Origin of the sequence: Phenylobacterium sp., from assembly GCF_035569475.1 — a bacterium.
Classification (GTDB): Bacteria; Pseudomonadota; Alphaproteobacteria; order Caulobacterales; family Caulobacteraceae; genus Phenylobacterium.
Window position 1 is genome coordinate 23,623 of record NZ_DATMNA010000119.1, and the last position, 24,871, is coordinate 48,493.

Below are 24,871 nucleotides of genomic sequence, written 5' to 3' on the forward strand. Positions count from 1 at the left end.
TCACTCATCCGGCACCACGATATGCGGGGCCTCGGGCAGGCGGGTCTCGAAGAGGCCGATGTCCAGCGGCTGCTGCGGCTCGATCGGCCTCAGCGGCGCCTGCGCCATCGCCCGCACGGTCTCGGAGTCCAGGGCCTGGCGCTCGCGCCGCGCGCGGCGGGCCTGCGGCGTCTCTATCGGCCGCTCGGCGGTGGCGATCCGCCAGTAGGAGACCATCAGCCGCCAGGCGGTGCGCGGCGGTGCGCCCGCCGGCGCGGGCCAGCGGCGGCCGTCGGCCATGACCGGTTCGGCGTGGGGCGCCTTCTGGCCGGGCAGGATCTGTTCGGTCAGCCGCCGCCAGGGCTCGTCCAGCGCCGCGCCATAGGCCGCCGCGCCCGCCTCCCGCGTGGCGAAGGCCGGGCCGGTCGGATCGGTGGTGAACACCACGGCCTCGCCCGCCACGCCGACCGCCTCGCGCTCCCGCGCCGCATGGCCGAGCGGGCCGGCCATCGCCAGCTCGGCGTTCGCCGCCACAGGATAGAGGATCGCGGTCATGTCACCGATCACTGAAACTGGCCTATCCTAGCGCGCGACGCGGATGCGGCGAACCTCCGCACGGCCTAGGGTAAAAAAGGGCTGATTCGCCGGAGCGGGGCCGAAGCGTAAGAGGCATGGGCGCCAACCAACTGATCCTGGCCGCCGCGGCGGGCGCGGTGTCGCTCGCCATCTGCGCGGTGCTCTGGGCCTTGGCCCAGCGCCGCCAGGCGCAGGACCACGTCTCCGCCATCGCCCGGCGCCTCGCCGCCCTGGAGGCCCGCGCCGAGACCGCCCAGGCCTCGGCGGAGGCTTTCGACTCGGCCCTGCTGGCCGTGGAGGAGGGCCGCGCCCTCCTGGCCTCGGGCCAGGAGTCCCTGGCCGTCTGCGGCGCCGCCCTGGGCCTTTCGGAGCCCGACCCGCAGGCGGTCGTCAACGCCCTGATGCGCGCCGACCCGGACCATGCGCGCCGCCTGCGCGCCCTCTTCGAGCGCGGCGAGGCCTGCGCCTTCGAGGTGCAGGGCGAGGGCGGCCTGGTGGCGGTGGAGGGCCGCGCGGCCGGGGCGCTCGCCTGGCTGCGGCTGTCGTCGGCCACGGCGGAGGACGCGGGCCTGCCGACCGCTCCGCGCTTTGCGGCCTTCATCAACGCCCGCGCGACGCCGGCCTGGATCGCCGCCGCCGACGGGTCGCCCGTCTGGGTCAACGCCGCCTGGCTGAAGGCCGCCGACGCCGTCAGCCTCGACGAGGCCGCCGCCCGCGGCGCCGCCTTCGACCGCTCCGCCGACGCGCTCGCCAGCGAAGCCGCCAACCTCGGCCAGCGGCGCGATACGGTCCGCTGGTCCACCGTCGCCGGCAAACGCCGAGCCTTCCACATCGCCGCCCAGCCGCTGGAGGGCGGCGGCGTCGGGGTCTGGACGGAAGACGTCAGCGAGCAGGAGGACCTGCGAGAGCTGCTGAAGCGCAACGTCGAGGCGCACGACGAGACCCTCAACCACATCGCCGAGGCCGTGGCCGTCTTCGACAAGGCGAAGAAGCTGATGTTCCACAACACCGCCTTCGCCGAGCTCTGGGGCCTGGAGCCGGCGTGGCTCGCCGAACAGCCCAGCCATTCGGAGATCCTCGACCGCCTGCGCCAGCGCCGCCGCCTGCCGGAGACCGCCGACTACGGCAAGTGGAAGGCCGGCGAACTCGACCGCTACGAGCAGCTCGCCGCCGGCCCGGACGAGATGTGGAGCCTGCCGGACGGCCGCACGCTCAAGGTGGTGCGCCAGCCGCACCCCATGGGCGGCCTGCTGCTGCTCTATTCCGACATCACCGACGAACTGAAGCTGACCAGCCAGTACAACGCCCTGATCCAGGTGCAGCAGGCCACGCTCGACAAGCTCTCCGACGCGGTGACCGTGTTCGGCTCCGACGGGCGCCTGCGCCTGCACAACGAAAGCTTCGCCAAGTTCTGGAACGTCACGCCAGCCCAGGTGGAGGCGGCCGGCGATTTCGAGGGCGTGGTCGAGCTCTGCATCCCCAAGCTGCACGACCGCAGCTTCTGGGCCGAGCTGAAGGGCCGCGTCGCCGATCCCGACCCGCAGGCCCGCGCGCCGACCACCGGCGAGGTGAAGACCGCCGACAGCCGCATCGTCCTCTACCAGTCGCGCCCCCTGCCCGACGGGGCGACGCTGATCGCCTTCACCGACATCACCGACGCGCGCAAGCTCGAGGGGGCCCTGGAGGCCAAGGAACAGGCCCTGGCCGACGCCGAACGGCTGAAGCGCGACTTCGTGGCCAACGTCTCCTACGAGCTCAGGACCCCGCTCACCACGATCATCGGCTACTCCGAGCTGCTGGAACGCTCCGGCGACGGCCTGTCCGAACGCGGGCGCGGCTACGCGGGGGCGGTGAAGCAGGCGGCGACGCAGCTCGCGCGCTCCATCGACGACGTGCTCGACATGGCCCAGATCGACGCCGACGAGATGGCGCTGGACCTGGAGGACGTGCGGGTGGCCGAGCTGCTGGCCGCGCAGGCCGAGCGCTGGGCGCCGGAGGCCGAGGCCGCCAGCGTCGCCATCGTCGTGGAATGCCCGCCCGAGGTCGGCCTGATCCGCGGCGACTCGCGCCGCCTGGGCCAGATCCTCAACCACCTGATGGAGAACGCGCTGGGCCAGACCCCGCCCGGCGGGACCGTCACCCTGGGCGCCAAGAAGGGCCTGGGCGAGGTGCAGCTTCGCGTCTCCGACACCGGCCGCGGCATCCCCTTCCACGTCCAGGCGCATATCTTCGACCGCTTCATCGGCCGCGAGCGCGGCGGCCCGGGCCTGGGCCTGGCCCTGGTCAAGGCGCTCACCGAGCTGCACGGCGGCTGGGTGGCGCTGGAGAGCGAGCCGGGCGCGGGCGCCGCGTTCACCTGCCACCTGCCCGAGGAGGCCGTGGGCGCCGCGGCCCAGCCGGAGCTCGGATTGCGGGCCTGATCGTCCTGCCGCCCGAGGGGATTCACCTACCCGTCCCACGGAGGATGAGCTAAGGGCGTCGGCCATGTTCCACGAGATTCCCGACCTCCTGACCGGCGCCGAGATCGAGCAGCTTCGCGAGTTCGCCCGCGCGCTCAACTTCGTCGACGGCCGGGTGACCAATCCGAATTCTCAGGTGAAGAACAACCTGCACGCCGACCTGCAGGACCCGAACCACGCCAAGTCGTCGGAGATCCTGGGGCGCGGCCTGGGGCGCAGCGAGGGTTTCGCCGCCTACGCCTTCCCCAAGCGCATGGCGCCGCCGGTGCTGACCAAGTACCAGCCGGGGATGCATTACGGGGCGCACGCCGACAACGCCTTCCTGCCGCTCGGGCCCCGCCCGCTCCGCGCCGACCTGAGCTGCACGATCTTCCTCACCGACCCCGCCGACTACGACGGCGGCGAGCTGTCGGTCAGCCTGGGGACGCGGGACGTGGACTTCAAGCTGCCGCCCGGCGGCGCGGTGATCTACCCCTCCACGACGATCCATCAGGTCCGCCCCGTGACCCGCGGCGAGCGGCTGTGCGGCATCACCTTCATCGAGAGCGAGATCGTCGACCGCGCGGGCCGCGAGCTGCTGTTCGAACTGAACGAGGTGGTGGCGCAGGAGCGGGAAAACCTGAGCTGGGAGTCCCGCACCCGCCTGAACCACATCTCCGCCTCCCTGCACCGCCAGTGGGGCGACGCGGGTTAGGCTGGAGCCTCATAAATCCTGCGAGGTCTGCTATCGGCCACGACTCCAATGTCCGCCTGCGACCCTCGGCGGACTTTCGACCGGGCGTCGATGAGGCTCGTAGGGAACGAAGCTCAAGCTGAGCCGTTGCACGCGCCAAAGGGGGAGCATGAACGGCCGCCTTGCTCCCGAGCTTCAAGAGGGAGTAGCGCCTTGCCAGCCACGCTCAACGTGATCTTCGGGCCTTGCGCCGCAGGGAAGACCACCTACGCCCACGCCTTGGCCCGCCGCGAGAGCGCGGTCGCCTTCGTCCTCGACGAATGGGGTGCGCGACTGTTCGGCCCCGACCTCCAGGGGCCCATCGAGTTCGCCTGGATGCTGGAGCGCCTCGGCCGCTGCAACGCGCTGATCTGGTCCACCGCCGAGGCCGTGCTTGCCGCCGGAACCTCGGTTGTCCTCGACACCGGCGCTATGCGGCGGGCTGATCGGGAGCGCATCCGCCAGATCGCCGAGGCGAAGAGCTTGTCGCTGCAGTGGCACTTCGTCGACGCGCCGCAGGAGGTCCGCCGTGCCCGCGTCGCCGACCGGAACACCGCCAAGGGCGAGACCTTCGTCATGGAGGTGACGCCGGAGATGTTCGAAATGCTCGAGGCCATTTACGACCCCCCCGCGCCGGCCGAGCTTGAGGGCGCGGTGCTGAGCGCCAGCGATGACGAGACGGCCGCCGCTCCAGCATCGGAGCAGCCTGAAGCGGCGCACTAGCTCAGCGGTGTGCGGCCACTGGTCACGCCGGGCCGTTGCTCGCGTGACTGACGGGGCTGCATTGCCGCGGAGCCGGTCTGCTTTCCACCCCGCCCAGTCATTCAGAATGTCCGCATGCCGCCGCGCGCGGCGCCCGCTCGCATGTCCAGGCTGCCGTCATCGCGATCACTTCATGAGCGCACGACCCAGGCCCCTCAGCCGCAGCGCCAGACCCCGTCGTCGCCGGCCGTGAAGCCGTTGTCGCGGTAGATGTTGCGCACCGGGGCGTTGCGGTCTGTGGGCGTGATGCGCGCCGTGAGCGCGCCCTCGCCCGCGATGATCGCCTGCAGGAGACGGTGCTCAACGCCGATCCCCAGCACCCGGCAGCTCAGCGCCAGGCCGACGATCTCGCCGTCGCGGAGCACCGCGGCGCCCACCAGGCCGTGGTCGGCGAAGCGGTCGCTGACCTGCATGGCGTAGACGGCGCCGCCGTCGCGGCGCAGCAGGGCGTCCAGCTCGGCGGCCGTGAACTTGATCCCCGTGGCGTTGAACTGGGTGGTGCGCTGGAAAAGCTCGACGATCCGCTCCAGCGCCGCGCCCGGCGCCAGCCGCTCGATGCGGCTCTGCACATTCAGCGAGGCGATGAAGTCGCTCTCGCTCACCGCCCCGGCGCGCGCCGCCTGCCGGCCGAGCTGGGCCTTGGCCAGTTCGGTGCGGCCCGCCGCCTCCGAGGTCAGGCGCGGCTGTTGCAGCCGCGGATCGTTCAGCAGCCGACGGCGCAGGCTGAAGGGGTCGTCGCCCCAGACCTCGACCTGCGGCAGCCGCTGGCGCACCCGGTCGCGCTCGACCGGATTGTCGTCGAGGAACAGGAAGGTCTCCGGCGCCAGGCCCAGTTCGTCGGCGATGGAGCGGATGTTCTCGACCTTGTCGCCCCAGTTGATGCGCAGGGTGACGAAGTCGTCGGGCGTCAGCAGGGCGCGCGGATAGCCGGCCGGATAGGTCCACAGCGCGCGGACCGTGGCCTCGTCGTTCTTGCTCACGCAGGCCAAGAGGACGCCCCGGCGCTTGAGCGTCAGCAGCGCCTCGTGCAGACCGAAGTAGAGGCCGATGTAGGAATGGGGATTGTCCTGCGGCGTCCAGGCGAAGGGGCTCCCGGTCTCGGCCAGCACGCCCGGCCACAGGAGGCCGTCGAGGTCGACGACGACGCACTTCTTCGCGTCCAGCCCCAGCACCACGGCCAGGGCGTCGAGATGGGCCCGCGCCGCAACCGCCTCGCGGCCGTAGGGGTCGCCGCCCAGCCAGTCGGCGAGCGGCGCCAGGTCGGGAAACTGGCCATGGACCGGGGCCAGCTCCTCCTCCGCCCGCTGCAGCATCCAGCCCGGCGAGCCCATGTGGGTGAAGCCCGAGAGGCCGTCGTCCAGCAGCCGCTCGGCGCCCGCCGCGCCCAGGGCCGCGGCCAGGTCGACCATGTGCGTGTCGGGGAAGCTCTCCACCAGGGCCGACAGCGCCAGGTTGGCGACCCGGAATCGCCCCCGATGCCCCAGAGGCCCACGGTCGGCGAAGCCCATGGGCTGGACTGTCGGCTCGGGGAGGCCGTCGATCAGGATGGGCGCGGCGGTGTGCCGCCGCAGCCCCTCGATGATCGTCCGCGCCTCGGCGAGGAAGCCCGCGTGCGGCGGGGCCGCGCCATCGGCCGGCTGCGGGTCGGTCAGACTGTGGCGCGAGCGAAGGGCGCCGACCAGGACCGCGTCGTGCCGGTGCTCGCCGGCGAACCGGACGTCGTCCGGGAAGGTCGCGGCGACCCGCAGGTCCAGCCCCCGCGCGGCGGCTTCGCGGCGCAGGAAATCGGCCTCCATGTGCACGTCGCAATCGCCCAGCAGCACAAGGTCGACCCGGGTCTTTCCCCCGCCGAACTCGGCGAGGCCGCGGGCCTGCGCGACCGCCCAGTAGGGGTCCGCGCCCTCCTTCGCCTCGCGCCGGAATTTCTGCAGCAGGGCGTCCGGATCGCGGCCGTGATAGGGGGCGAGCGTGGCCGCGACGTCGGCCAGTTCCTCGTCGGGGCCGTGCTCGGTCAGGAGGCCGCGCTCGACCATGGCGGCGACCACCCCGCCGGGGGGAAGCGGCTCGGGGACCGTCTGCGGCTCGGCGAAGGTCCCGATGAAGGCCGCCACCTCGCCGTTCACCACCAGCCGGGCCTGGCTGATCGCGTCGACGACCAGGAACCGGCCTTCCGCGATCGGGATCATGTGCGCGAAGCGGGAAAGGCGCAGGATCATGGGGAGGGCCTGGGAGCGGGCGGCGCAGGAGGGCTCAAGGCCTACTAGCCGCCGCCCTGCCCGGCGTCGAGCGCCATGTCCGCCTTCGCCTTGCCTCCGCCGCGGACGGATGGGACAAAGCGAATCTGGGGAGCGAAACACATGCAAGACCAAGACACGCGCGCCGCCGCGGGGCGCGCCTTCCGGACCCTCGTCGCCGCCGCGGCGGCGATCTCGATGGCCCTCGGCCCCGCCGCCTTCGGCGCTGCGGCCAAGCCCGCCCAGCGGCCGATCGGCGCCGCGGCGGTGGATGGGCCGCGCCTGCTGGCCGCCGACGCCGAGCCCGGGACCTGGATGGCCTCGGGCCGCACCTATTCCGAACAGCGCTACAGCCCGCTCACCGGCATCAACAAGGCCAACGTCAAGACCCTGGGCCTGGCCTGGTACGGCGACATCGACACCGAGCGCGGCCAGGAATCGACTCCCGTCGTGGTCGACGGCGCGCTTTACATCACCACCGCCTGGTCGAAGGTGAAGGCCTATGACGCCAAGACCGGCGCCAAGCTCTGGGACTACGACCCGAAGGTCGATCCGGCCAACGGGGCGGTGGCCTGCTGCGACGTGGTCAACCGCGGTGTCGCCGCCTGGAAGGGCAAGATCTACCTGGGCGCGCTCGACGGGCGGCTGATCGCGCTGGACGGCAAGACCGGCAAGGTCGCCTGGTCGGTGCAGACCACCGATCCCAAACAGCCCTACACGATCACCCAGGTCCCGCGGATCGTGAAGGGCCTGGTGATCATCGGCAACGCCGGGGCGGAGTACACCTGCCGCGGCTACGTCTCGGCCTATGACGCGGCCACCGGCAAGCTGAAGTGGCGCTTCTACACCGTGCCCGCCGCGCCCGGCGACCCGACCAACACCCCGCAGCTCAAGTCGGCGCTCAAGACCTGGAACGGCGACTTCTGGAAATACGGCGGCGGCGGCACGGCCTGGGACACCATCCTCTACGATCCCAAGACCGACCTGATCTACTTCGGCACCGGCAATGGCTTGAGCTGGAGCCAGGAAATCCGCAGCCCCGGCGGCGGCGACAACCTCTTCGTCTCCTCGGTGATCGCGGTGAAGGCGACCACCGGCCAGTACGCGTGGCACTTCCAGGAGGTGCCCGGCGACGAGTGGGACTACGACGTCACCAACCCGCTGATGACCGCCGACCTGAAGATCGGCGGCAAGCTGCGCCATGTCCTGATGCAGGCCCCGAAGACCGGCTTCTTCTACGTCTGGGACGCCGCGACCGGTAAGCTGATCTCGGCCGAGAAGTTCGCGCCGGCCAACTGGGCCTCGAAGATCGACATCAAGACCGGCCGCCCGGTCGAGAACCCCGATGTCCGCTACACCGACGAGAAGGCCGCCATCGTCCAGCCCGCCCCGCTGGGCGCCCACAACTGGCACCCGATGGCCTACAGCCCGAAGACCGGCCTGGTCTACATCCCGGTCACCGAGAGCTCGACCGGCTTCCAGAGCGCCAAGCCCGGGACCTTCCAGCTCAAGGACCGGGTCTACAACACCGCCACCGTGTCCTTCTCCGACAAGATCACCGAGCTCTACGGCAAGCCCGGCGCCCCGGCCCGCGGCAATATCAGGAGCTACCTGGAGGCCTACGATCCGGTCCGGCAGAAGGAGGTCTGGCGCGCGCCCGACAAGGACTACGGCGCCCACGGCGCGATGGTCACCGCCAGCGACCTGGTGTTCTCCGGCGACTGGAGCGGCAATTTCAACGCCTTCGACGCCCGCACCGGCCAGAAGCTGTGGTCGGCCCCGACCCAGGCCGACGTGGTCGCCGCGCCCTCGACCTACACGATCGGCGGCGAGCAGTATGTCGCCCTGCTGGTGGGCGCCCGCGGCCTGCCGCCCGGCCAGGCGCGCACCAATCCGCTCAGCGCCAACAACTCGCGCCTGCTGGTCTACAAGCTGAACGCCAGCGCCACCCTGCCCCAGACCCCGATCGCCGGCTCCGTCGCCGGCAAGGTGCTCGACCCGCCCCTGCTCACCGGCACCAACGAGCAGGTGATCGACGGCGAGGGCGCCTATGGCCGCTTCTGCTCCGGCTGCCATGGCGCCGGGGGGACGGCCGACAAGTCGATCCCGGACCTGCGCTACTCGCCGTCGCTGAGGAACCTCACCACCTGGAATTCGATCGTCCTGGACGGCGCCCGCGCCGACAAGGGCATGGTCTCGTTCAAGAAGGTGCTGGCCGAGGGCCAGGCCGAGGCGATCTACCACTACATCGTCAGCCAGGCGAACAAGACCAAGGCGGCCCAGGAGGCGTCTTCGAAGAAGTAGGCCCTATTCGGCGGGCTTCTCCGCCGGCTTCGGCGGCGGCGCGCCCGCGTCCAGGTGATCCCAGTTGAGGATCGCGTTGAAGCCCAGGAAATAGGACCCCTGCGTCTGCCAGCGCCAGTAGGGCCTCAGGCCGAACAGCACCATGTGACCCTTGCCGTCGGGCACGTCGACGATCAGCGCCTTGCGCGTGAGCGCGCCGCCGCCCTCCAGCAGGCCGGAGAGCAGGATGCTGTCCGCCTGGGCCGGGAAGGCCATCACGGTGCGCGGCCGCTGGGTGGGCTCCGCGCCGCCCTGCCGCGAAGCCGGCGGGGCGGTGTCGACGGGCGCCGTCGGCTCGTCCGCGGCCTTGGCGGCGTGCTCCGGCGCGGGCCAAGGCGACAGCCGCTCCGGCGTGGCGTTCGGCGTGACGTTCTGGGCGAGCCTACCGCCCGCGCCGCCGCCCTGGCCGCCACCACCGCCGCCGCCGTTCTGGCCGGGGGTCGCCACGGTGATCACCGGGGCGTCGGCGAAATAGATCGGCAGCTCCTTGCCGGCGTAGCCATAGGCGATGGGGCTGGCCTGGTCCGCGAACACCCCACGCATCAGGGCGCCCTTGGTGTAGAGCTCGCCCGGCGCGGAGACCGTGACACCCGCGGCGACGCCGTAGTTGGCCAGCATCTCCACCGTCGAGCCGTCGCCGATCAGCGTCCCGCCGGCCTCGACGAACTTCTTCAGCTCCGCCAGGCCGTCGACGCCCAGGCCGCCGCGGATGTCGTCGGCGGAGTCGAGCACGCCCAGGTTCGGCGTCAGCTCGCTCTTCCTGTAGGGGATCGCGACATCGCCGTTCATCGCCACGCCGACCACCTGGTCGCGCGCGCTCGAGCCGACGGTCGGATAGATGATCACGTCGAACCGCTTCCGAAGGTCGCCGGCGCGCGCCTTGGTGTCGGCGAGGTAGGTGTAGGGCACGCCGTAGTGGTCGAGCGCCGCACGCCACCAGCCCTCGTCCTGCGTCCGCAGCCACGAGTGCAGGTAGCCGATCCGCGGGATCGACAGCGGGTGGGTCTTGACGTCGGGCGCGGCCGCGACCGCCTCGCCCTTCAGGCCCAGCTCGACGGCCGCGTTCTCCACCGCCGCGCGCGGCGCGTTGGGGATGATGAAGGTCCCGGCCGCGTAGCTCTTGCCGCCGGCCTCGAAGGGCTTCTCGGCGGCCAGCATCTTCACGTCCTTGAGCTTGAAGCGGAAGGTGACCAGCTCGTTGTCGCCGGTGTGGTTCACCAGGATCGTCGACCCCGAGCCCGAGATCGCGCCGGCGGGCGCCAGGTCTGCCGTCAACAGCGTCATCGGCTGCCGCAACACCGCCGGATCCTGCACCGCCTTCAGCGTGACGTTGCGCATGTACTGCATCGTCCAGCCGGTGTCGTCATAGGGCCTGGGATTGGCGGCCGGGTAGTTCTGGACGCTGAAATAGAGGTCCGCCAGCGTCCGGTACGGCTGGTCGGCGCGGATCACATAGTCGCCGGCCGCCACCTTGACCCCGCCCGCGGTGAAGGCGGCGTCGGCGGTCGAGACCTCCAGCCCCTGGCGGCGCAGGTCGTTGATCATGTCGACCACGTTGAGCTTCGCGGCCTGGTCGGCCGGGATCACCCAGGCGTTGACCGCGCCGGTCCTGCCGCCGTCGACGGCGTGCTGGCCCTTCACCCAGTAGGTCTCGAGATAGAGCTCGCGGTCCTTCGCCACCCGATCCATCGCGAACAGCAGGGCCGATTCCTGGATGTTGGTGTTGTTGCGCGGCCCCCAGGCGACGGTGGGCAGCGGCGGATTGGGCCGGTACCACTCGCGGCTGGTGACCGTGGGCGGAAGCTTCAGCTCCTTCTGCACGTCGGGGCCGTAGCTCTGCACCTCGTAGAAGCGCCCGAACGAGTTGTGGGTGTTGGCGATCCAGAACAGGTAGTTCGGCACCCAGCCGTCGTAGAAGCCGTAGGTGAAGACGCCGGGCACCTTGCGCTTGGCCATCTCGGTGACCTCGGTCTCCGCCAGCAGCCACCATTCGTCGGTCTGCACCGGATCCAGCGAGGGGTTGTAGGGCCCCGTTCCCGTCGAGACGTAGAGGTACGACTGCGCCTCGTGCAGGTCGTGCACCACCGTCGGATGCCACTCCAGCACGCCCCTGGTGATGTTCTGGGTGAGCTTCAGGTACTGGCCCATGCCGTCGCGGTTGTTGTCGTGCGCGGCGTACTTGCCCCAGTACATCAAGGGCGGCTTCGGCTTGCCGGTCTTCTTGCCGTAATAGTAGGTGTCGACCACCTTCTCGCGGCCGTCCACCTCGACCACCGGGGTGATGAAGGTGATCACGTTGTTGCGGATGTTGCGGACCAGCGGCGTCTCCTCCACCGCCAGGCGGTAGGCCAGCTCGATCAGCATTTCCGGCCCGCCGGTCTCCGGCGAATGGATGCCGCTGGTGATCCAGTAGATCGGCTTGGCGGTCTTGATCGTGGCCTTGGCCTGCTCAGGCGTGGTCTTTCGCGGGTCGCCCAGCGCCGCCAGCGCGGCCTTGTACTTGTCGAGGTCCTTCAGCGTCGCCTCGTCGGCGATGGCGATCACCACCTGGTCGCGGCCTTCCTCGGTGGTCCCCAGCTTCCAGAACTTCACCCGGGGCGATGTCTTGGCCAGCTCCTGGTAGTAGCGCTCGATGTCCTTGGCGTAGGTCAGCTCGCCCGGCGTGCCCGGGATGCGGCCGAAGAACTTCAGCGGCGAGGGCACGGTGTCGGACGCCGGCATGTGGTCCACCAGCTCGGTGGTGAAGCGCGGATCGACCAGGTGCTTCCTGATCAGGGCGGTGTAGGCCTCGTCCTGCTTCTGCGCGGGCTGGGCGTCTTCCGCCGCCGGAGCCTGGCCCACGAACCCGAACGCCGCCAACGCCATCGCGCAGGCGACTGCCTGAATTCCACGCATGTGACTTGCCCCTCAACCGAGCGTGGACTTAGCCCGAAATCCCCGGGGCCGCGCAAGAGCCGCCGGCGCGCCCGCGCGAGGGTCGCCGCCTCGCCGCCAGAAATGCGCACTTGATAACGTGGATATCTGGCGCAAGCTCGGCCGCCTTGCCGATCGGGCGGGCCTTGAAGGGGGCAATCATGCACGAGCTGAAGATGTGGGCGGGCGCCGCCGCCGTTGCGTTGGGGATCTCCGGGGCCTCGGTTGCGGCCGAGGCCACAAGCGCCGCCGCGCCATCGGCGCCCGCCGGCCCCACCGACAAGGCCCAGATTCAAGCCCTCGAGAAGGGCCTGAACGCTGGTCTGATGGCCAGGGATTCCAGGAAGGTGATGTCCTACTACGCCCGCCAGGGCCTCTTCGTGTTCGACGTCACCCCGCCACGCCAGCATGTCGGCTGGGCCGACTACAAGAAGGACTGGGATGACCTGCTCGCCCAGTTCCCGGGCCCGGTGACCAACAAGATCACCGACCTCAGCATCACCGTGGTCGGCGACGTGGCCTATGGGCACAGCATCCAGGACGGACACTTCACCGCCAAGGACGGATCCACCACCGAGCTGGTGGTCCGGGTCAGCGACGTCTATCGCAAGATCGACGGCAAGTGGCTGATCGTCCAGGAGCACGTCTCCGTGCCCGTCGACCTCGCAACCATGAAGCCGGACCCCCTGTCCAAGCCGTAGCGGTCGGGCTCAGCCCCCGGCCCGCCGCTTCCGGCCGCCGTGGAGCTGGCCGAACCGCTGCCGGATCCGCGCGAACCGCGGCAAAAATAGCGACTCCGCGCTCCCCACCCGTCGTCATCCTCCGGTCAGCCGAAGGCTGATCCGGGGGACCCATGATCTCCGTGGCCGGTAAAAGGATTGGGGTGGCGCCGCCGCAGATGATCCGCAGCGATTGAGATCATGGGTCCCCCGGATCGCGTCTTCGCGCGACCGGAGGATGACGAAGATTTTGGGCTAACCGGCAGACTGCGGCTTAAATCTCATGGCGGCCATTCTGCCTTGGGGCCTCGGCTTCTCAAGGACGCGCCAAAGGCGCGCCGCCCCGCAGGACTCATCGACATTCAGGCCGGCGCCTAAGGCTGCCTCCTCCCCTTGTGGGAGGAGGTGGGCCGCGCAGCGGGTCGGAGGTGGGGTTTCTCGGCCTCCCGGCGCAGCTCGAAGCTCAGTCTCGCGCTGAGAGCGGAGCGCGACCCCACCTCCGTCAGCCCTCCGGCTGACACCTCCTCCCACAAGGGGAGGAGGAACGCCAAGCCACGGCCCATCCTCGGAATGAATGTCGATTCAGCCTAGTGCTGGCTCTCCGGCATCCGCACCACCAGCCCGTCCAGCGCGTCGCTCACCTTGATCTGGCAGGACAGGCGCGAGTTGTCCTCGACGTTCTCGGCGAAATCCAGCATCGACTCTTCCATGGCCGACTTCTCGCCGGTCTTGGCGCGCCAGGCTTCGTCCACATAGACGTGGCAGGTGGCGCAGGCGCAGGCCCCGCCGCAATCGGCGTCGATGCCCGGGACGTTGTTCTTCACGGCGCCTTCCATGACGGTGAGGCCGGGCTTCACGTCGATCACGTGCTCGGTCCCGTCATGTTCGATGTAGGTAATCTTCGCCATCTAACCCCTCGATGACCGCACTCTAGGCGGCGACCTCTTTCATGGAAATGGATGGGTCTGCAAGCCTCGCCTTGTCGACCGGACGCCGCGCCAGGATCAACTGCTTGCCCATCATGAATTCCGGCGGCGAGTTGATCGCCTCCACGGATTGCATCAGGTCGCCCTTGAGGTGGAAGACCGCGAACTTGCCTGACGCAGGGTCACCGCGCAGCAGGATCTCGTCCACGTCGAAGGCGTAGCCGGCGATCTGCAGCTTCAGGTCGTACTGGTCCGACCACTGCCAGGGCGTCTCGCCGGGCGGCGGCGGGCGGCCGACGATGGCGCTGGCGGCCTGCTTGGCGCCTTCGAGCGCGTTGGGCACGCTCTCCATGCGGAACATGCGGCCGTAGATCGGCATCGGCCGGTGGGCCACGTCGCCGATGGCGAAGATCGAAGGGTCGGAGGTCCTGGCCTCCAGGTCCACCACCACGCCGCGGGCGACATCCAGGCCGCAGTCCCTGGCCAACTCGTCGTTCGGATGGGCGCCGACGCCCACCACTACGGCGTCGCAAGGCACGGTGCGGCCATCGGCCAGGGTCACGCCGGTCACATGGCCGTCACGGCCCTCGAAGGCCGTGGCCGTGGCGCCCAGTTCGAAGCTGACGCCATGGGCCTCGTGATAGCTCTTGAAGAAGGTCGACAGGGTCGTGCAGGCCACCCGCGCGAGTAGCCGATCCTCGCGCTCCAGCACCACGACCTCGGCGCCCAGCGCGCGGCCGGAGGCGGCCACCTCCAGCCCGATGTAGCCGCCGCCCACCACCGCCAGCCGCCTGCCCGGTCCCACGGTGGCCTTCAGCCGCTCGGCGTCGGCGGCGGTTCGCAGGAACATCACGCCCCTGAGGTCCGCGCCTGGGATCGGCAGCGCGATGGGCCGCGCGCCGGTGGCGATGATCGCGACGTCGTAGGCGAGGGTCGATCCGCCGGAGAGGCTGACGGTCTTGGCGCCGCGGTTGATCGCCACCGCCGTCGTCGAGGCCCGGAAGTCGATATTGTGCTCCGCGTAGAACTCCAGCGGCTTGAGCGCCAGGGAGTCCGCGTCGGCCTCGCCCTTCAACCAGGCCTTGGAGAGCGGCGGCCGCTGGTAGGGCGGAATCGGCTCGGCGCCCACCAGGGTGATCGGCCCCGCGTGCCCGTACTGCCGCAACAGCGCCGCCGCCGTGCCCCCCGCATGGCCAGCCCCCAGGATCACCACATGCCCGCCCGGAGCAGGATTGGCCGCATCGCTCATTCAGCCTCGATGCCCAAAAATGACGCCGGCGTCAACTTGCTCGCCTCTACCCCGGCGCAGCCGAGAGGCAGAGGGTAGGGAGAGGGCGGCTCCGCGTCACCCCACGAACAGCCGATTCAGCCATGACCTGCCGGGAGCGGACAGTGACTGGACCACGGCGCCGCTCGCGAGTCCTGCGCCGCCCCCTCCCCAACCCTCTCCCTCTCGGCTGCGCCGGGGGAGGGAGCGCGTCACGCCCCCGCCTTCCGCTCGGCCACCCACTCGTGGACCCGCATGTCCAGGACCGACAGCGGCAGCGACCCGGAGGCGATGATCATGTCGTTGAAGCCCTTGATGTCGAACTTCGGGCCCAGCGCCTTCTGCGCCTCGGTGCGCAGCGCCAGGATGCGGATCATGCCGATCTTGTAGGCCGTCGCCTGGCCGGGATTGACGATGTAGCGGTGGGTCTCGGCGCGGGCGGTGTCCTCGCTGCGATGGCCGGTGGTCTTCAGGTAGGCGACCGCCTCGTCCTCGGTCCAACCCTTGGCGTGCAGGCCGGTGTCGGTGACCAGGCGCGCGGCGCGGAACAGCTCGCCGTCCAGGCGCATGAAGTCGGACGCCGTGTCCGGATAGACGCCCATCTCCTTGCAGAGCAGCTCGGAATAGAGGCCCCAGCCCTCGTTGAAGGCCGCGTTGCGGGCCCCAAGCCGGAACTTCGGAACGCCCTTCTGGCGCACCCGGATGTCGCCCTGCATGGCGTGGCCGGGAATGCCCTCGTGGCACATCAAGTCCGGCAGGCTGGCGCGCGGCGAGGTCTTGCCCAGCATGTGCAGATAGACCATCCCCGGGCGCTTGCCGTCGGGGCTGGCGCCGTTGGTGTGGGCCGCACCGCCCGGGACCTCGCTGAACGAGGGTTCGCGCACCACCTCGATGCCGTAGATCGGCAGGCTGTTGAACATCGCCGGCAGGTGCGCCCGGTCGTTGGCGATCAGGGCGTTGGAGTAGGCCAGGATCTCGGCGCGGTTGGCGTCCGTGTAGGGCTGCGGCGGATCGAGCCGGGCCAGCTCGGCATAGTAGGCCTCGGCGTCCTTGAACCCGGCGGTCCGGGCGAGTGCGTTCATCTCGCCCTGGATGCGCTTCACCTCGGAGAGGCCCAGGGCGTGGACCTGGTCGGCGGTGAGGTCGGTGCGGGTCTGCAGCTTCAGGGCCGCGGCGTACCAGGCGAGGCCGCCCGGCAGGGTCACCGCGCCCACCTTGCCGGAGGGCGCGTTCGGCTCGTCGGCCTGGACCCAGGCGATCAGCCGCTCATAGCCCGGCTTCATGGAGCCCGTCAGCGCGGCCCGGGTCTCGTCCAGCAGCGCCTGGGCCTGGGCCGGGGTCACCTTGCCGGCGGCGGCCAGCCTGCCGACCTTGGCCTTGGCGTCGGCCCAGAGCGGCGAGTCGGGCCCGGCCTGGTCGAACGGCTGGCCGGAAATCAGCTTGCGGCTCTCGGCGATCACCCGCTCGTACTGGAAGCGCGGCATGCGGACGCCCTCGCCGGCCGCCGCCGCCACGCGCTCGCGCACCTGGTCCATCGCCGGGCCCAGAGCCCGGACGCGGGCGTTGTAGGCGGCCATGTCCAACGCGCTGTCGACGAGGTGGGAGCTGATCAGGAAATTGGGCAGGCCGGAGTGCAGCGCGCCGCCGCCCAGCGCGTAGTCATAGCGGCGGAACTTGTAGGCCAGCTCGGCGCTGTCGAGCTCGTCCAGCCACATGTCGAAGCTGATCTTCGCCTCCAGCGGCAGCTTGTCCCGCTGGAACTGGGCCTTCATCCGCGCCACGCTGCCGCGCCGCCATTCCAGGCGTTTCAGCTCCGCGGCCTCGCTGAGGTCGTTCAGGCGGTCCTGGCCTTCCTTGCGGCCGAGCGAGGTCGCCTGCTGCGGATTGGCCTTCAGCACCTCTTCGTATTCCGCGTCGAGGAAGGCGGTCAGCTTTCCGGCCTCGGCCTGGCTGGGCTGGGCGATGGCCAGGCCGGGTGCGGCCAGCAGCCCCACCGCCGGCGCCGTCCCCAAAGCCAGCACCAGGGCCACGAGCCCGCTTCCGATCGTCCTGCCGCCCATCTTGAACCCCCGACAAATCCAAAAAACCCGCATCTCCCCGGACGCGAAGCGCGAAGGGAGAGGACGCGTTCTAGACCACCCGCTCCACCAGCATCTTCTTCACCTCGGCGATCGCCTTGGCGGGGTTGAGACCCTTCGGGCAGACCTGGGCGCAGTTCATGATCGTGTGGCAGCGGTAGAGCTTGAAGGGGTCCTCCAGCGCGTCCAGCCGCTCGCCGGTGGCCTCGTCGCGGCTGTCGACCAGCCAGCGGTAGGACTGCAACAACGTCGCGGGGCCGAGATACTTGTCCTGGTTCCACCAGTAGCTCGGGCAGGAGGTCGTGCAGCAGGCGCAGAGGATGCACTCGTAGAGCCCGTCCAGCTTCTCGCGGTCCTCCGGCGACTGCAGCCATTCCTTCTGCGGCTCCGGCGTCTCGGTGTGCAGCCAGGGCTCGATGGAGGCGTACTGAGCGTAGAACTGGGTCAGGTCGGGGACCAGGTCCTTGACCACCGGCATGTGCGGCAGGGGGCTGATCTGCACGTCCTTGCCGGGGACCTCGGCCCAGCCGTGGGTGCAGGCCAGCGTGTTGCGCCCGCCGATGTTCATGGCGCAGGAGCCGCAGACGCCCTCGCGGCAGGACCGGCGGAAGGCCAGCGTCGGGTCGATCTCGTTCTTGATATAGATCAGCGCGTCCAGGACCATCGGCCCGCAGGCCTCGACGTCCACGTCATAGGTGTCCCAGCGCGGGTTCTCGACGCCCTCCGGATCGTAGCGGTAGACGCGGAAGGTCTTGGTCTTTTTCGCGCCCTCCGGGGCCGGGTGGTGCTTGCCCTTGGTGACGCGGGAGTTCTTCGGCAGGACGAGTTCGACCATCGGTAGGGTCCCTAAGAAAAGCTGGCCGGGGCGGTCTTCTGCCCGAGGATGATGAAGCCGTGGTGGCCGTCGTGGTTGGTGGAGACCAGGCGGATCTCCTCAATGCCGGCCAGGTTCAGCAGGCGCACGACCCGCGACAGGTCGTAGTCGTACATCAGGATCTGGCCCACCGGCAGTTCGCGCACCCGTTTGCGGCGAAGCTGGCCGGCGATCAGCTTTCGCCAGCCGGTCTCGGCGGGCCACTCGCGGTTCTTGTCGCGCCAGACGATGATCTGCAGGCTGACGACCCCGCCGGGCGACAGCTTCGACAGCAGCTCCTCGATGATCGCCTCGCCCCGGGGCGGCGGGATGTGCTGGAACACGATGAAGCTGTTGATCCAGTCGAAGGGACCGTCCGGGATCCGGTCGGCGTAGGTCACCTTGCTGCCGCGGGCCCGGGCCAGCGCCAGCATGCCCGGAGAGATGTCGACGCCGGTGACCTCGCCGGCGTAGGCGGTCATCGCCTCGGCCAGCCGGCCGACGCCTGAGCCGAAGTCCAGCGCGCGGCCGGACGGATAGGCGCCGGTCATCGCCTTCAGCGCCTCGGCCAGGGTGGCGATGTAGGGCGGGCCCGACTGGTAGAAGCTCTCGATCCCCTCAGGCGTCAGCCGTTCGCTACGGAAGTCCGGGTGGCTGAGCACGGCCCAATAGGGCTCGGTCTCGCCCAGCTCGCGCCAGTCGGCGTCCGTGTCGCGCGCCCGGAGCGCGGATTCGAGTTCAACGCCAGGCATGCATGAACACCCGATTGTGCTTCCAGTAGAGGTCCGGCGCGCGCCAGTGCGGCCGGGTCGACGGATGGCCGGTCATCTCGATGCGCGAGAAGCCGAGGTCGCGGGCCATGCCCTCCAGGCACCGCCGGTTGGGCGCCCAGAAGTTGGTGGGGTCGTTGTTCAGCTCGCGCCCCTGGTAGTAGCGCGCCACCGGCCAGGGCAGGACGTCCAGCGCCGTGGCGGTCTCCACGACCAGCAGCTCGCCGGTCACCGAGGCCGCCCGTTCCAGCGCCGCCAGCGGGTCCTTCACATGGTAGAGCACGCCCAGGAACAGCACCACGTCGTGCGTCCCCACGGTCTCCGGCCCGATCCGCGGCACGTCGATGTCCAGGCTCGCCACCTTGGAGTCCAGGCGGCGGTGGGCGTAGTCGAAGCCGGCCTTCGTGCCCCAGCCCGGCCCCGACCAGCAGAAGTGGTCGGTGGCCAGCACATGGGCCGCTCCGCGCCGCTCGGCCTCGAAGCTGAAGAAGCCGTCCCAGGCGCCGATGTCGAGCACCCGCTTGCCGGCGACGCCGTGCCTGAACACCACCTCGGCCTCGGCGCCGAGCACCGCCGCCGGCTTTTCGCCAGTCGTCGTCTCGCCGCCCGGCAGGCTCAGCGAGTGGAACCAGCCGATGGCCGGGGGTGTCTCCAGACCTGGCTGGGCGGCGTCCATGACCGCCTCAGTACACCCGCGCCTTGGGCGGGATCGGGGCGATGTCGTTGGTCATGGTGTAGTCGTGGACCGGCCGGTAATCGATCTTCACCTTGCCCGTGGCGTCGTCGAACCAGGTGAGCGTGTGCTTCATCCAGGTCTTGTCGTCGCGGTTGGCGAAGTCCTCCCGCGCGTGGGCCCCGCGGCTCTCCTGGCGGTTGTTGGCGCCCACCACCGTCACCACGGCCTGGCCGATCAGGTTGTCGAGCTCCAGGGTCTCCATCAGGTCGGTGTTCCAGATCATGCCGCGGTCGGAGACCGCCAGATCCTTGCGTTTCTTCTGCACCGCCTCCAGGCGCTTCACGCCGCTCACCAGGCTCTCGCCGGTGCGGAACACCGCGGCGTCCTCCTGCATGGACCGCTGCATCTCCAGCCGCAGCGCCGCGGTCGAGGTCTTGCCGCTGGCGTTGCGGAACCGGTCGAACCGCGCCAGGTGGCCGTCGGTCATCGAAGGCCGCAGTTCCGGCTGGGTCGCGCCCGCCTTGATGATGTCCGCCGCGCGCAGCGCCGCCGAACGCCCGAACACCACCAGGTCGATCAGCGAGTTGGAGCCCAGGCGGTTGGCGCCATGCACGGACACGCAGGCCGCCTCGCCCACGGCCATCAGGCCCGGCACTACCTTGTCCGGATCCTTGCCGGCTTTGGTCACTACCTCGGAGTAGAAGTTCGTCGGCACCCCGCCCATGTTATAATGGACGGTCGGGAGCACCGGAATGGGCTCTTTAGTTACGTCAACACCAGCGAATATTCTGGCGCTTTCAGAAATGCCCGGCAGGCGTTCGTGTAATACTTTCGGATCCAAGTGATCGAGGTGCAGGTTGATGTGGTCTTTCTTCGGGCCCACGCCGCGGCCCTCGCGAATCTCGATGGTCATGGCGCGGCTGACCATGTCGCGGGGCGCCAGGTCCTTCACGGAGGGCGCATAGCGCTCCATGAACCGCTCGCCCTCGGAGTTGGTCAGGTAGCCGCCCTCGCCGCGGGCGCCCTCGGTGATCAGGCAGCCGGCGCCGTAGATGCCGGTGGGGTGGAACTGCACGAACTCCATGTCCTGCAGCGGCAGGCCGGCGCGCAACGCCATGCCGCCGCCGTCGCCGGTGCAGGTATGGGCGCTGGTGCAGGAGAAGTAGGCGCGCCCGTACCCCCCCGTCGCCAGGATCACCATCTGCGCCTGAAAGCGGTGCAGGGTCCCGTCGTCCAGCTTCCAGGCGGTGACGCCGCGGCACACGCCCTCGTCCATGATCAGGTCCAGGGCGAAGTACTCGATGAAGAACTCGGTCTTCTTGGCCAGCGCCTGGCCGTACATGGTGTGCAGCATGGCGTGGCCGGTGCGGTCGGCCGCCGCGCAGGTGCGCTGGATCGGCGCCTCGCCGAAGTTGCGGGTCATGCCGCCGAAGGCGCGCTGGTAGATCTTGCCGTCCGGGGTCCGCGAAAAGGGCACGCCCCAGTGCTCGAGTTCGTAGACGGCCGCCGGCGCGTTCCTGACCAGATATTCGATGGCGTCCTGGTCGCCCAGCCAGTCCGACCCCTTGACGGTGTCGTACATGTGCCAGCGCCAGTCGTCCTCGCCCATGTTGCCGAGACTGGCGGAGATGCCGCCTTGCGCCGCGACGGTGTGCGAGCGGGTCGGGAAGACCTTGGAGATGCAGGCCGTCTTCAACCCCGCCGCCGCGCAGCCCAGCGCCGCGCGCAGGCCGGACCCGCCGGCGCCCACGACGACGACGTCATACTTGTGATCGATGAAATTGTAGGTCGCCATGCTGATCTCAGGCGCCTCCCAGCGCGACCTTGAGGATCGAGAAGATCGCCAGCGCGCCGGCCAGGCCGCAGACGAAAAGGTTCAGGACCAGGAGCGCGGTCTTGGTCAGGGTCTTGTGGATGTAGTCTTCGACCACCACCCGCATGCCGGAATGCATGTGCCAGAAGCTGATGGCCAGGGTCAGCACCAGGAGCGTCGCGTTCAGCGGGGCCTGGACCCAGTGGACCGCGAAGCCGTAGTCCCCGGCGGCCAGGCGCAGCACGCCGTAGACCGCCCAGACCACCAGCGGCGCGAGGGCGATGGAGCTGACCCGCTCGGAGACCCAGTGGCCGGCGCCGTGCTTGGCGGAGCCCAGGCCACGGGCGCGGCCGAGCGGAGTGCGATAGCTGACCATCAGAGCGCTCCCGTCATGCCGGCGATGCCCCAGATCGCCAGGCTGGCCGCCGCGGCGAAGGCGAAGACCAGCACCGCGCTGGCGTTGGCGGACTTCACGTCGAGGCCGTGGCCGGTGTCCCAGACCAGGTGCCGGACGCCGTTGGCCAGGTGGTAGAAGACGCAGACCGTCAGGCCGAACATCACCACCTTGCCGGGGATCGAGCCCAGCAGGGCCTTGAACCCGGCGTAGGCGTCGGGCCCTCCCGCCAGGGAGATCGCCCAGGCCGCGGCGATCAGGGCGCCCACATACAGCGCCACGCCGGTCGCCCGGTGCAGGATCGAGGTCCACATGGTGATGTGCCAGCGCCAGAGGGGCGGCGAGCCGAGGCCCCCGGTGACCAGGTGCGGCGAAACCGGCCGCTCTCGCGGCGTGGTGGAGGCTTCCGTCATGGGTGTGATCCGCTCTGATCCCGTGCCAAGGCGAGTTCGCTTTTAAGCGCCGCGCGAGGGGTGTCAACGAAGGCCGCGCACCGGGTCGCGATGACGGGGTTTTCGGCCTTCGACGCCGGGGAGTTCGTCCTTTCGGCGAGGAACGCAGCCATGCGACGATGCCTCGGAATTGTTTCGCCGGGGACGAAGCTTCTGCGATCTCATCTAGCGGGGCAATGCGTCATTGCTGTAGTCTTACTTCGCGAAAGGCGAAGGATGCGCTTCGATCTGACGGACCTGCGATTGTTCTGCGATGTGGCTGACGCGGGCTCGATCACCGCCGGGGCCGAGCGCAGCGCCCTGGCCCTGGCCGCCGCCTCGACGCGCATCCGCGGCATGGAGGAGGCGCTGGGCGCGGCCCTCTTGATCCGCTCGCGCCAGGGCGTCACGCCCACCGAGGCCGGGCGCACCCTGCTGAAGCACGCCCGCGCCATGCTGGCCCAGAGCGCGCAGCTTCGCGAAGACCTCAGCGCCTTTGCCGGCGGCTTCACCGGCGAAGTGCGGCTGCTGGCCAACACCAACGCCCTGACCGAATTCCTGCCCGAGGCGCTCTCGGCCTTCCTCGCCGCCCATCCGCAGGTCAGCGTCGACCTTGAGGAGCGGCTGTCCGACGAGATCGTCGGCCTGGTGGCGGAGGGCGCGGCCGACGTGGGCATCGTCGCCGGCACGGTCGAGGTGGGCGCGCTGGCCACTTACCCGTTCCGCTCCGATCGGTTCGTGGTGGTGACGCCCGCCGACCATGCACTGGCCGGGCGCGGGAGCGTGCGCTTTGCGGAGGTTCTGGACTACGATCTGGTCGGCCTGGACCGGGCGGCGTCCCTGCAGCGCTTCCTGGCCGGCAAGGCGGCGCGCGAGGGGCGGCCGCTGCGGCTTCGCGTCCAACTACGCAGCTTCGACGCTGTCTGCCGGATGGTGGAGTGCGGCGTCGGCGTGGGTGTCGTGCCGGCGACCACCGCGGCGCGGGCGGCCATGACCATGCGCCTGGGCCGCGTCGAGCTCGCGGACGACTGGTCGGCGCGCGAGCTGACCATCGTCGTGCGCGCCGACGCGGAGCTTCGCCCCTACGCCCGCGCCCTGGTGGAGAGCTTGAGGACCCCAGCCTAGAGCCCTGAGTGGACAAGAAGGGCTCCAGACATAGGCGACAACCCTGTTCTTTCCCGGCTGACTTGATCCAAGTCAGCCGGGACAGGGTCTAGGCCTCGGGATAGGGCGAGCCATCCTTGTGCGTGAAGCGGCCGTCGGCGTTGAGGCTCATCATGTCGATGTCGGAGCAGGTGGTGAGGTCGGCGGGCGCGCGCGAGCCGACTTCGAGATAGACCGCCGTCGCGCCCGACCGGTTGATCATGTGATGGCCGTTGCCCGAGCCTTTCGGAAAGGCCGCGCAATCGCCGGCCCGCAGCACCGTCTCGCCAGCGTCTTCGATCAGCGTCAGCTCGCCTTCGAGCACATAGACGAACTCGTCTTCGTGGCTATGCCAGTGGCGCTGGCTCGACCAATTGCCCGGCGGCAGGCGCATGAGATTGACCCCGAAATCCACGAGCCCGCCGGCGTTGCCAAGCCGCTGCCTTACGCGGTCGGCGCAGGGCGCGGCGAAGGGTGGCGGATAGCCGGAGCCTTTGCGCTCCGGCACGGCGGCGACGTCGATCTTGGGCATGGCGGTCTTCCCGGCGAAAGGTGACCGAGCTTAGCGCGGCCCGCCGGGACGGGCCTAGGCGGCGAGCCGGCCGCGCTGGGCGGAGCGCGACAGGGCGGCGACGAAGGCGGAGAACAGCTTCGCCATGGCCGGCTTCTTGTAGGGATAGAGCTCCGCCGGATCCATGGCGTGGACGATCATCGCCACGTCGGCTTCGAACACCACCAGCCGCCCGTCCTGGGTCTCGGCGCAGTCGATGCCGAAGTAGTCGAGGCCGAAGGCGCGGGTCAGGGCCTCGAACGCCGCGGCGTGGCGCGCGGCGAAGCCTTCGTCGAAGGTCTCCATCATCTCGGCCTCGGCGGCGCGGTTGGCCGCCTCGCTCATGTCGGCGTTCAGGTAGTGCACCATCCAGCGGGCGGAGACCGCCATGTGGGAGACGAAGGGCTGGCCGTCGATGAACACCACCCGCAGCTTGCGGTAGAGGCCGTCCGCTCCGGCGTAGTCGAAGAAGTTGGCGATGAAGAAGGCCTGGGCCTCGTGGCCCGCGACATAGGCGGCCAGCTCTGCGGCGCTGTCGACCTTCTCCAGGCCCTTGCCGGCGTGGGAGCCGATCGGGCGCACGATGATCGGATAGCGCAGTTCGGCATGCAGGGCGTCAAGGGCCAGCGCGCCCCCGGCGATGGCGGCCAGGGCCGCACGCTCCACCCGGCGGGTGGGCGGGCAGAGCACCTGCGGATGGCCCTCGAAACGGTCGGCCACGCCATCGCGGCTGAGGGCGGCGATGAGGTCCGGGCGCGCGTTCAGGACCGGCCGGGGCCAGGCGTCGAAGGCGCCCTGCAGCCTGGCGAGCGCCGCCGAGCCGTCGTCGGCCTGACCGATGGCCAGGAAGGCGATGTCATGCTCGGGGACCTGGTCCGGCGTCGGCAGGTCGCCATCGATGTAATAGAGGGTCAGTTCGGCGTCCGAGCCTTCCAGCAGGAAGTCGATCGGCGTGTTGGTCATGAAGTCCCCGGGCGCCATGAAGGCCAGGATCTTCGGCCCCTTCCCGCTGCCGTGCGTCGTGCGGTAGATGCGGCACGCCTCGAGGGCCGAGGCTTGCAGCTCCAGCCCCTTCTCGCGGTCGCCGCGCATGTGCACCAGGATCGACAGGTCCATGAGCGCCCCGACGTCGCCCGGATCGGCGAGGTAGCGCTTGGCCAGCGGGTTCAGGACCTCCGCCAGGCGCACGCCTTCGAAAATGGTGCGGCCCAGGTAGGCCAGGCCGAGGCTCGGGGCGAGCCGTACAGGGGGCGGTTCGGCGGGTCCCACCGAG

The 24,871-nt window shown here is 70.0% G+C and carries 20 protein-coding genes; 6 read left to right on the top strand and 14 right to left on the bottom strand.

All coding sequences use genetic code 11. The features are described from left to right. The gene (locus tag VNW53_RS18940) at positions 1 to 534 is read right to left on the bottom strand and encodes a hypothetical protein (RefSeq protein ID WP_325557553.1); all 534 of its coding nucleotides are present in this window, start codon (positions 532 to 534) and stop codon (positions 1 to 3) included. Between the two features lie 116 nt (positions 535 to 650). Between VNW53_RS18940 and VNW53_RS18945 the strand changes: the two genes are divergently transcribed. From VNW53_RS18945 to VNW53_RS18955, 3 genes are all read left to right on the top strand, one after another. Next, positions 651 to 2,975: a PAS domain-containing sensor histidine kinase gene (locus tag VNW53_RS18945; RefSeq protein ID WP_325557555.1), complete on the top strand. Its 2,325-nt coding sequence runs from the start codon at positions 651 to 653 to the stop codon at positions 2,973 to 2,975. A 64-nt stretch (positions 2,976 to 3,039) separates the two neighbouring features. Next, a complete protein-coding gene (locus VNW53_RS18950; RefSeq protein ID WP_325557556.1) occupies positions 3,040 to 3,708 on the top strand; it encodes a Fe2+-dependent dioxygenase in 669 nt (222 codons plus the stop codon). A gap of 192 nt (positions 3,709 to 3,900) precedes the next feature. Then, entirely contained in the window at positions 3,901 to 4,449 is a 549-nt protein-coding gene (locus VNW53_RS18955) for an ATP-binding protein (protein ID WP_325557558.1), read from the top strand. A gap of 194 nt (positions 4,450 to 4,643) precedes the next feature. Here VNW53_RS18955 and VNW53_RS18960 read toward each other — a convergent pair whose 3' ends face one another. Then, positions 4,644 to 6,704, bottom strand: coding sequence for an HAD-IIIC family phosphatase (locus VNW53_RS18960; protein WP_325557559.1), 2,061 nt, complete (start codon positions 6,702 to 6,704; stop codon positions 4,644 to 4,646). A 141-nt stretch (positions 6,705 to 6,845) separates the two neighbouring features. Between VNW53_RS18960 and VNW53_RS18965 the strand changes: the two genes are divergently transcribed. Beyond that, positions 6,846 to 9,026 carry a PQQ-dependent dehydrogenase, methanol/ethanol family gene (locus tag VNW53_RS18965; protein WP_325557561.1) on the top strand — a complete coding sequence of 727 codons (2,181 nt, stop codon included), beginning with the start codon at positions 6,846 to 6,848 and terminating at the stop codon, positions 9,024 to 9,026. A gap of 3 nt (positions 9,027 to 9,029) precedes the next feature. On the opposite strand, the gene VNW53_RS18970 is transcribed toward VNW53_RS18965, so the two are convergent. Next, a complete protein-coding gene (locus VNW53_RS18970; protein WP_325557563.1) occupies positions 9,030 to 11,960 on the bottom strand; it encodes a M14 family zinc carboxypeptidase in 2,931 nt (976 codons plus the stop codon). 179 nt (positions 11,961 to 12,139) lie between these two features. Between VNW53_RS18970 and VNW53_RS18975 the strand changes: the two genes are divergently transcribed. Then, positions 12,140 to 12,679: a YybH family protein gene (locus tag VNW53_RS18975; RefSeq protein WP_325557565.1), complete on the top strand. Its 540-nt coding sequence runs from the start codon at positions 12,140 to 12,142 to the stop codon at positions 12,677 to 12,679. 605 nt (positions 12,680 to 13,284) lie between these two features. Here VNW53_RS18975 and VNW53_RS18980 read toward each other — a convergent pair. The 9 genes from VNW53_RS18980 to sdhC all read right to left on the bottom strand — a co-directional run bounded on the left by VNW53_RS18980 (position 13,285) and on the right by sdhC (position 21,887). Continuing rightward, positions 13,285 to 13,605 (bottom strand): 2Fe-2S iron-sulfur cluster-binding protein, encoded by a 321-nt coding sequence (locus VNW53_RS18980; RefSeq protein ID WP_325557566.1) that lies wholly within the window; start codon positions 13,603 to 13,605, stop codon positions 13,285 to 13,287. A 22-nt stretch (positions 13,606 to 13,627) separates the two neighbouring features. Continuing rightward, positions 13,628 to 14,872, bottom strand: coding sequence for an NAD(P)/FAD-dependent oxidoreductase (locus VNW53_RS18985; RefSeq protein ID WP_325557567.1), 1,245 nt, complete (start codon positions 14,870 to 14,872; stop codon positions 13,628 to 13,630). A gap of 230 nt (positions 14,873 to 15,102) precedes the next feature. After that, positions 15,103 to 16,950 carry a DUF885 domain-containing protein gene (locus tag VNW53_RS18990; RefSeq protein WP_325557569.1) on the bottom strand — a complete coding sequence of 616 codons (1,848 nt, stop codon included), beginning with the start codon at positions 16,948 to 16,950 and terminating at the stop codon, positions 15,103 to 15,105. Positions 16,951 to 17,020: 70 nt separating this feature from the next. Further along, entirely contained in the window at positions 17,021 to 17,803 is a 783-nt protein-coding gene (locus VNW53_RS18995; protein WP_325557570.1) for a succinate dehydrogenase iron-sulfur subunit, read from the bottom strand. An 11-nt stretch (positions 17,804 to 17,814) separates the two neighbouring features. Further along, complete coding sequence (locus VNW53_RS19000; protein ID WP_325557572.1) at positions 17,815 to 18,573, bottom strand: class I SAM-dependent methyltransferase; 759 nt, start codon at positions 18,571 to 18,573, stop codon at positions 17,815 to 17,817. Beyond that, positions 18,560 to 19,267 carry a class I SAM-dependent methyltransferase gene (locus VNW53_RS19005; RefSeq protein WP_325557573.1) on the bottom strand — a complete coding sequence of 236 codons (708 nt, stop codon included), beginning with the start codon at positions 19,265 to 19,267 and terminating at the stop codon, positions 18,560 to 18,562. Before VNW53_RS19005 ends, VNW53_RS19000 begins: the two co-directional genes overlap by 14 nt. 7 nt (positions 19,268 to 19,274) lie before the next feature. After that, positions 19,275 to 21,062 (bottom strand): succinate dehydrogenase flavoprotein subunit, encoded by a 1,788-nt coding sequence (gene sdhA / locus VNW53_RS19010; protein WP_325557575.1) that lies wholly within the window; start codon positions 21,060 to 21,062, stop codon positions 19,275 to 19,277. 7 nt (positions 21,063 to 21,069) lie between these two features. Next, complete coding sequence (gene sdhD / locus VNW53_RS19015; protein ID WP_325557577.1) at positions 21,070 to 21,456, bottom strand: succinate dehydrogenase, hydrophobic membrane anchor protein; 387 nt, start codon at positions 21,454 to 21,456, stop codon at positions 21,070 to 21,072. Beyond that, on the bottom strand, positions 21,456 to 21,887 hold the full coding sequence (gene sdhC, locus VNW53_RS19020) for a succinate dehydrogenase, cytochrome b556 subunit (RefSeq protein ID WP_325557578.1): 432 nt from the start codon (positions 21,885 to 21,887) through the stop codon (positions 21,456 to 21,458). Before sdhC ends, sdhD begins: the two co-directional genes overlap by 1 nt. 255 nt (positions 21,888 to 22,142) lie before the next feature. On the opposite strand from sdhC, the gene VNW53_RS19025 reads away from it, so the two are divergent. Beyond that, positions 22,143 to 23,030 (top strand): LysR substrate-binding domain-containing protein, encoded by an 888-nt coding sequence (locus tag VNW53_RS19025; protein WP_325557579.1) that lies wholly within the window; start codon positions 22,143 to 22,145, stop codon positions 23,028 to 23,030. A gap of 88 nt (positions 23,031 to 23,118) precedes the next feature. Here the strand turns inward: VNW53_RS19025 and VNW53_RS19030 are convergent, their stop codons facing one another. Next, positions 23,119 to 23,580 carry a cupin domain-containing protein gene (locus VNW53_RS19030; RefSeq protein ID WP_325557580.1) on the bottom strand — a complete coding sequence of 154 codons (462 nt, stop codon included), beginning with the start codon at positions 23,578 to 23,580 and terminating at the stop codon, positions 23,119 to 23,121. Between the two features lie 54 nt (positions 23,581 to 23,634). Then, on the bottom strand, positions 23,635 to 24,871 hold a 1,237-nt coding region (locus VNW53_RS19035; RefSeq protein WP_325557581.1), incomplete at its 5' end, for a hypothetical protein.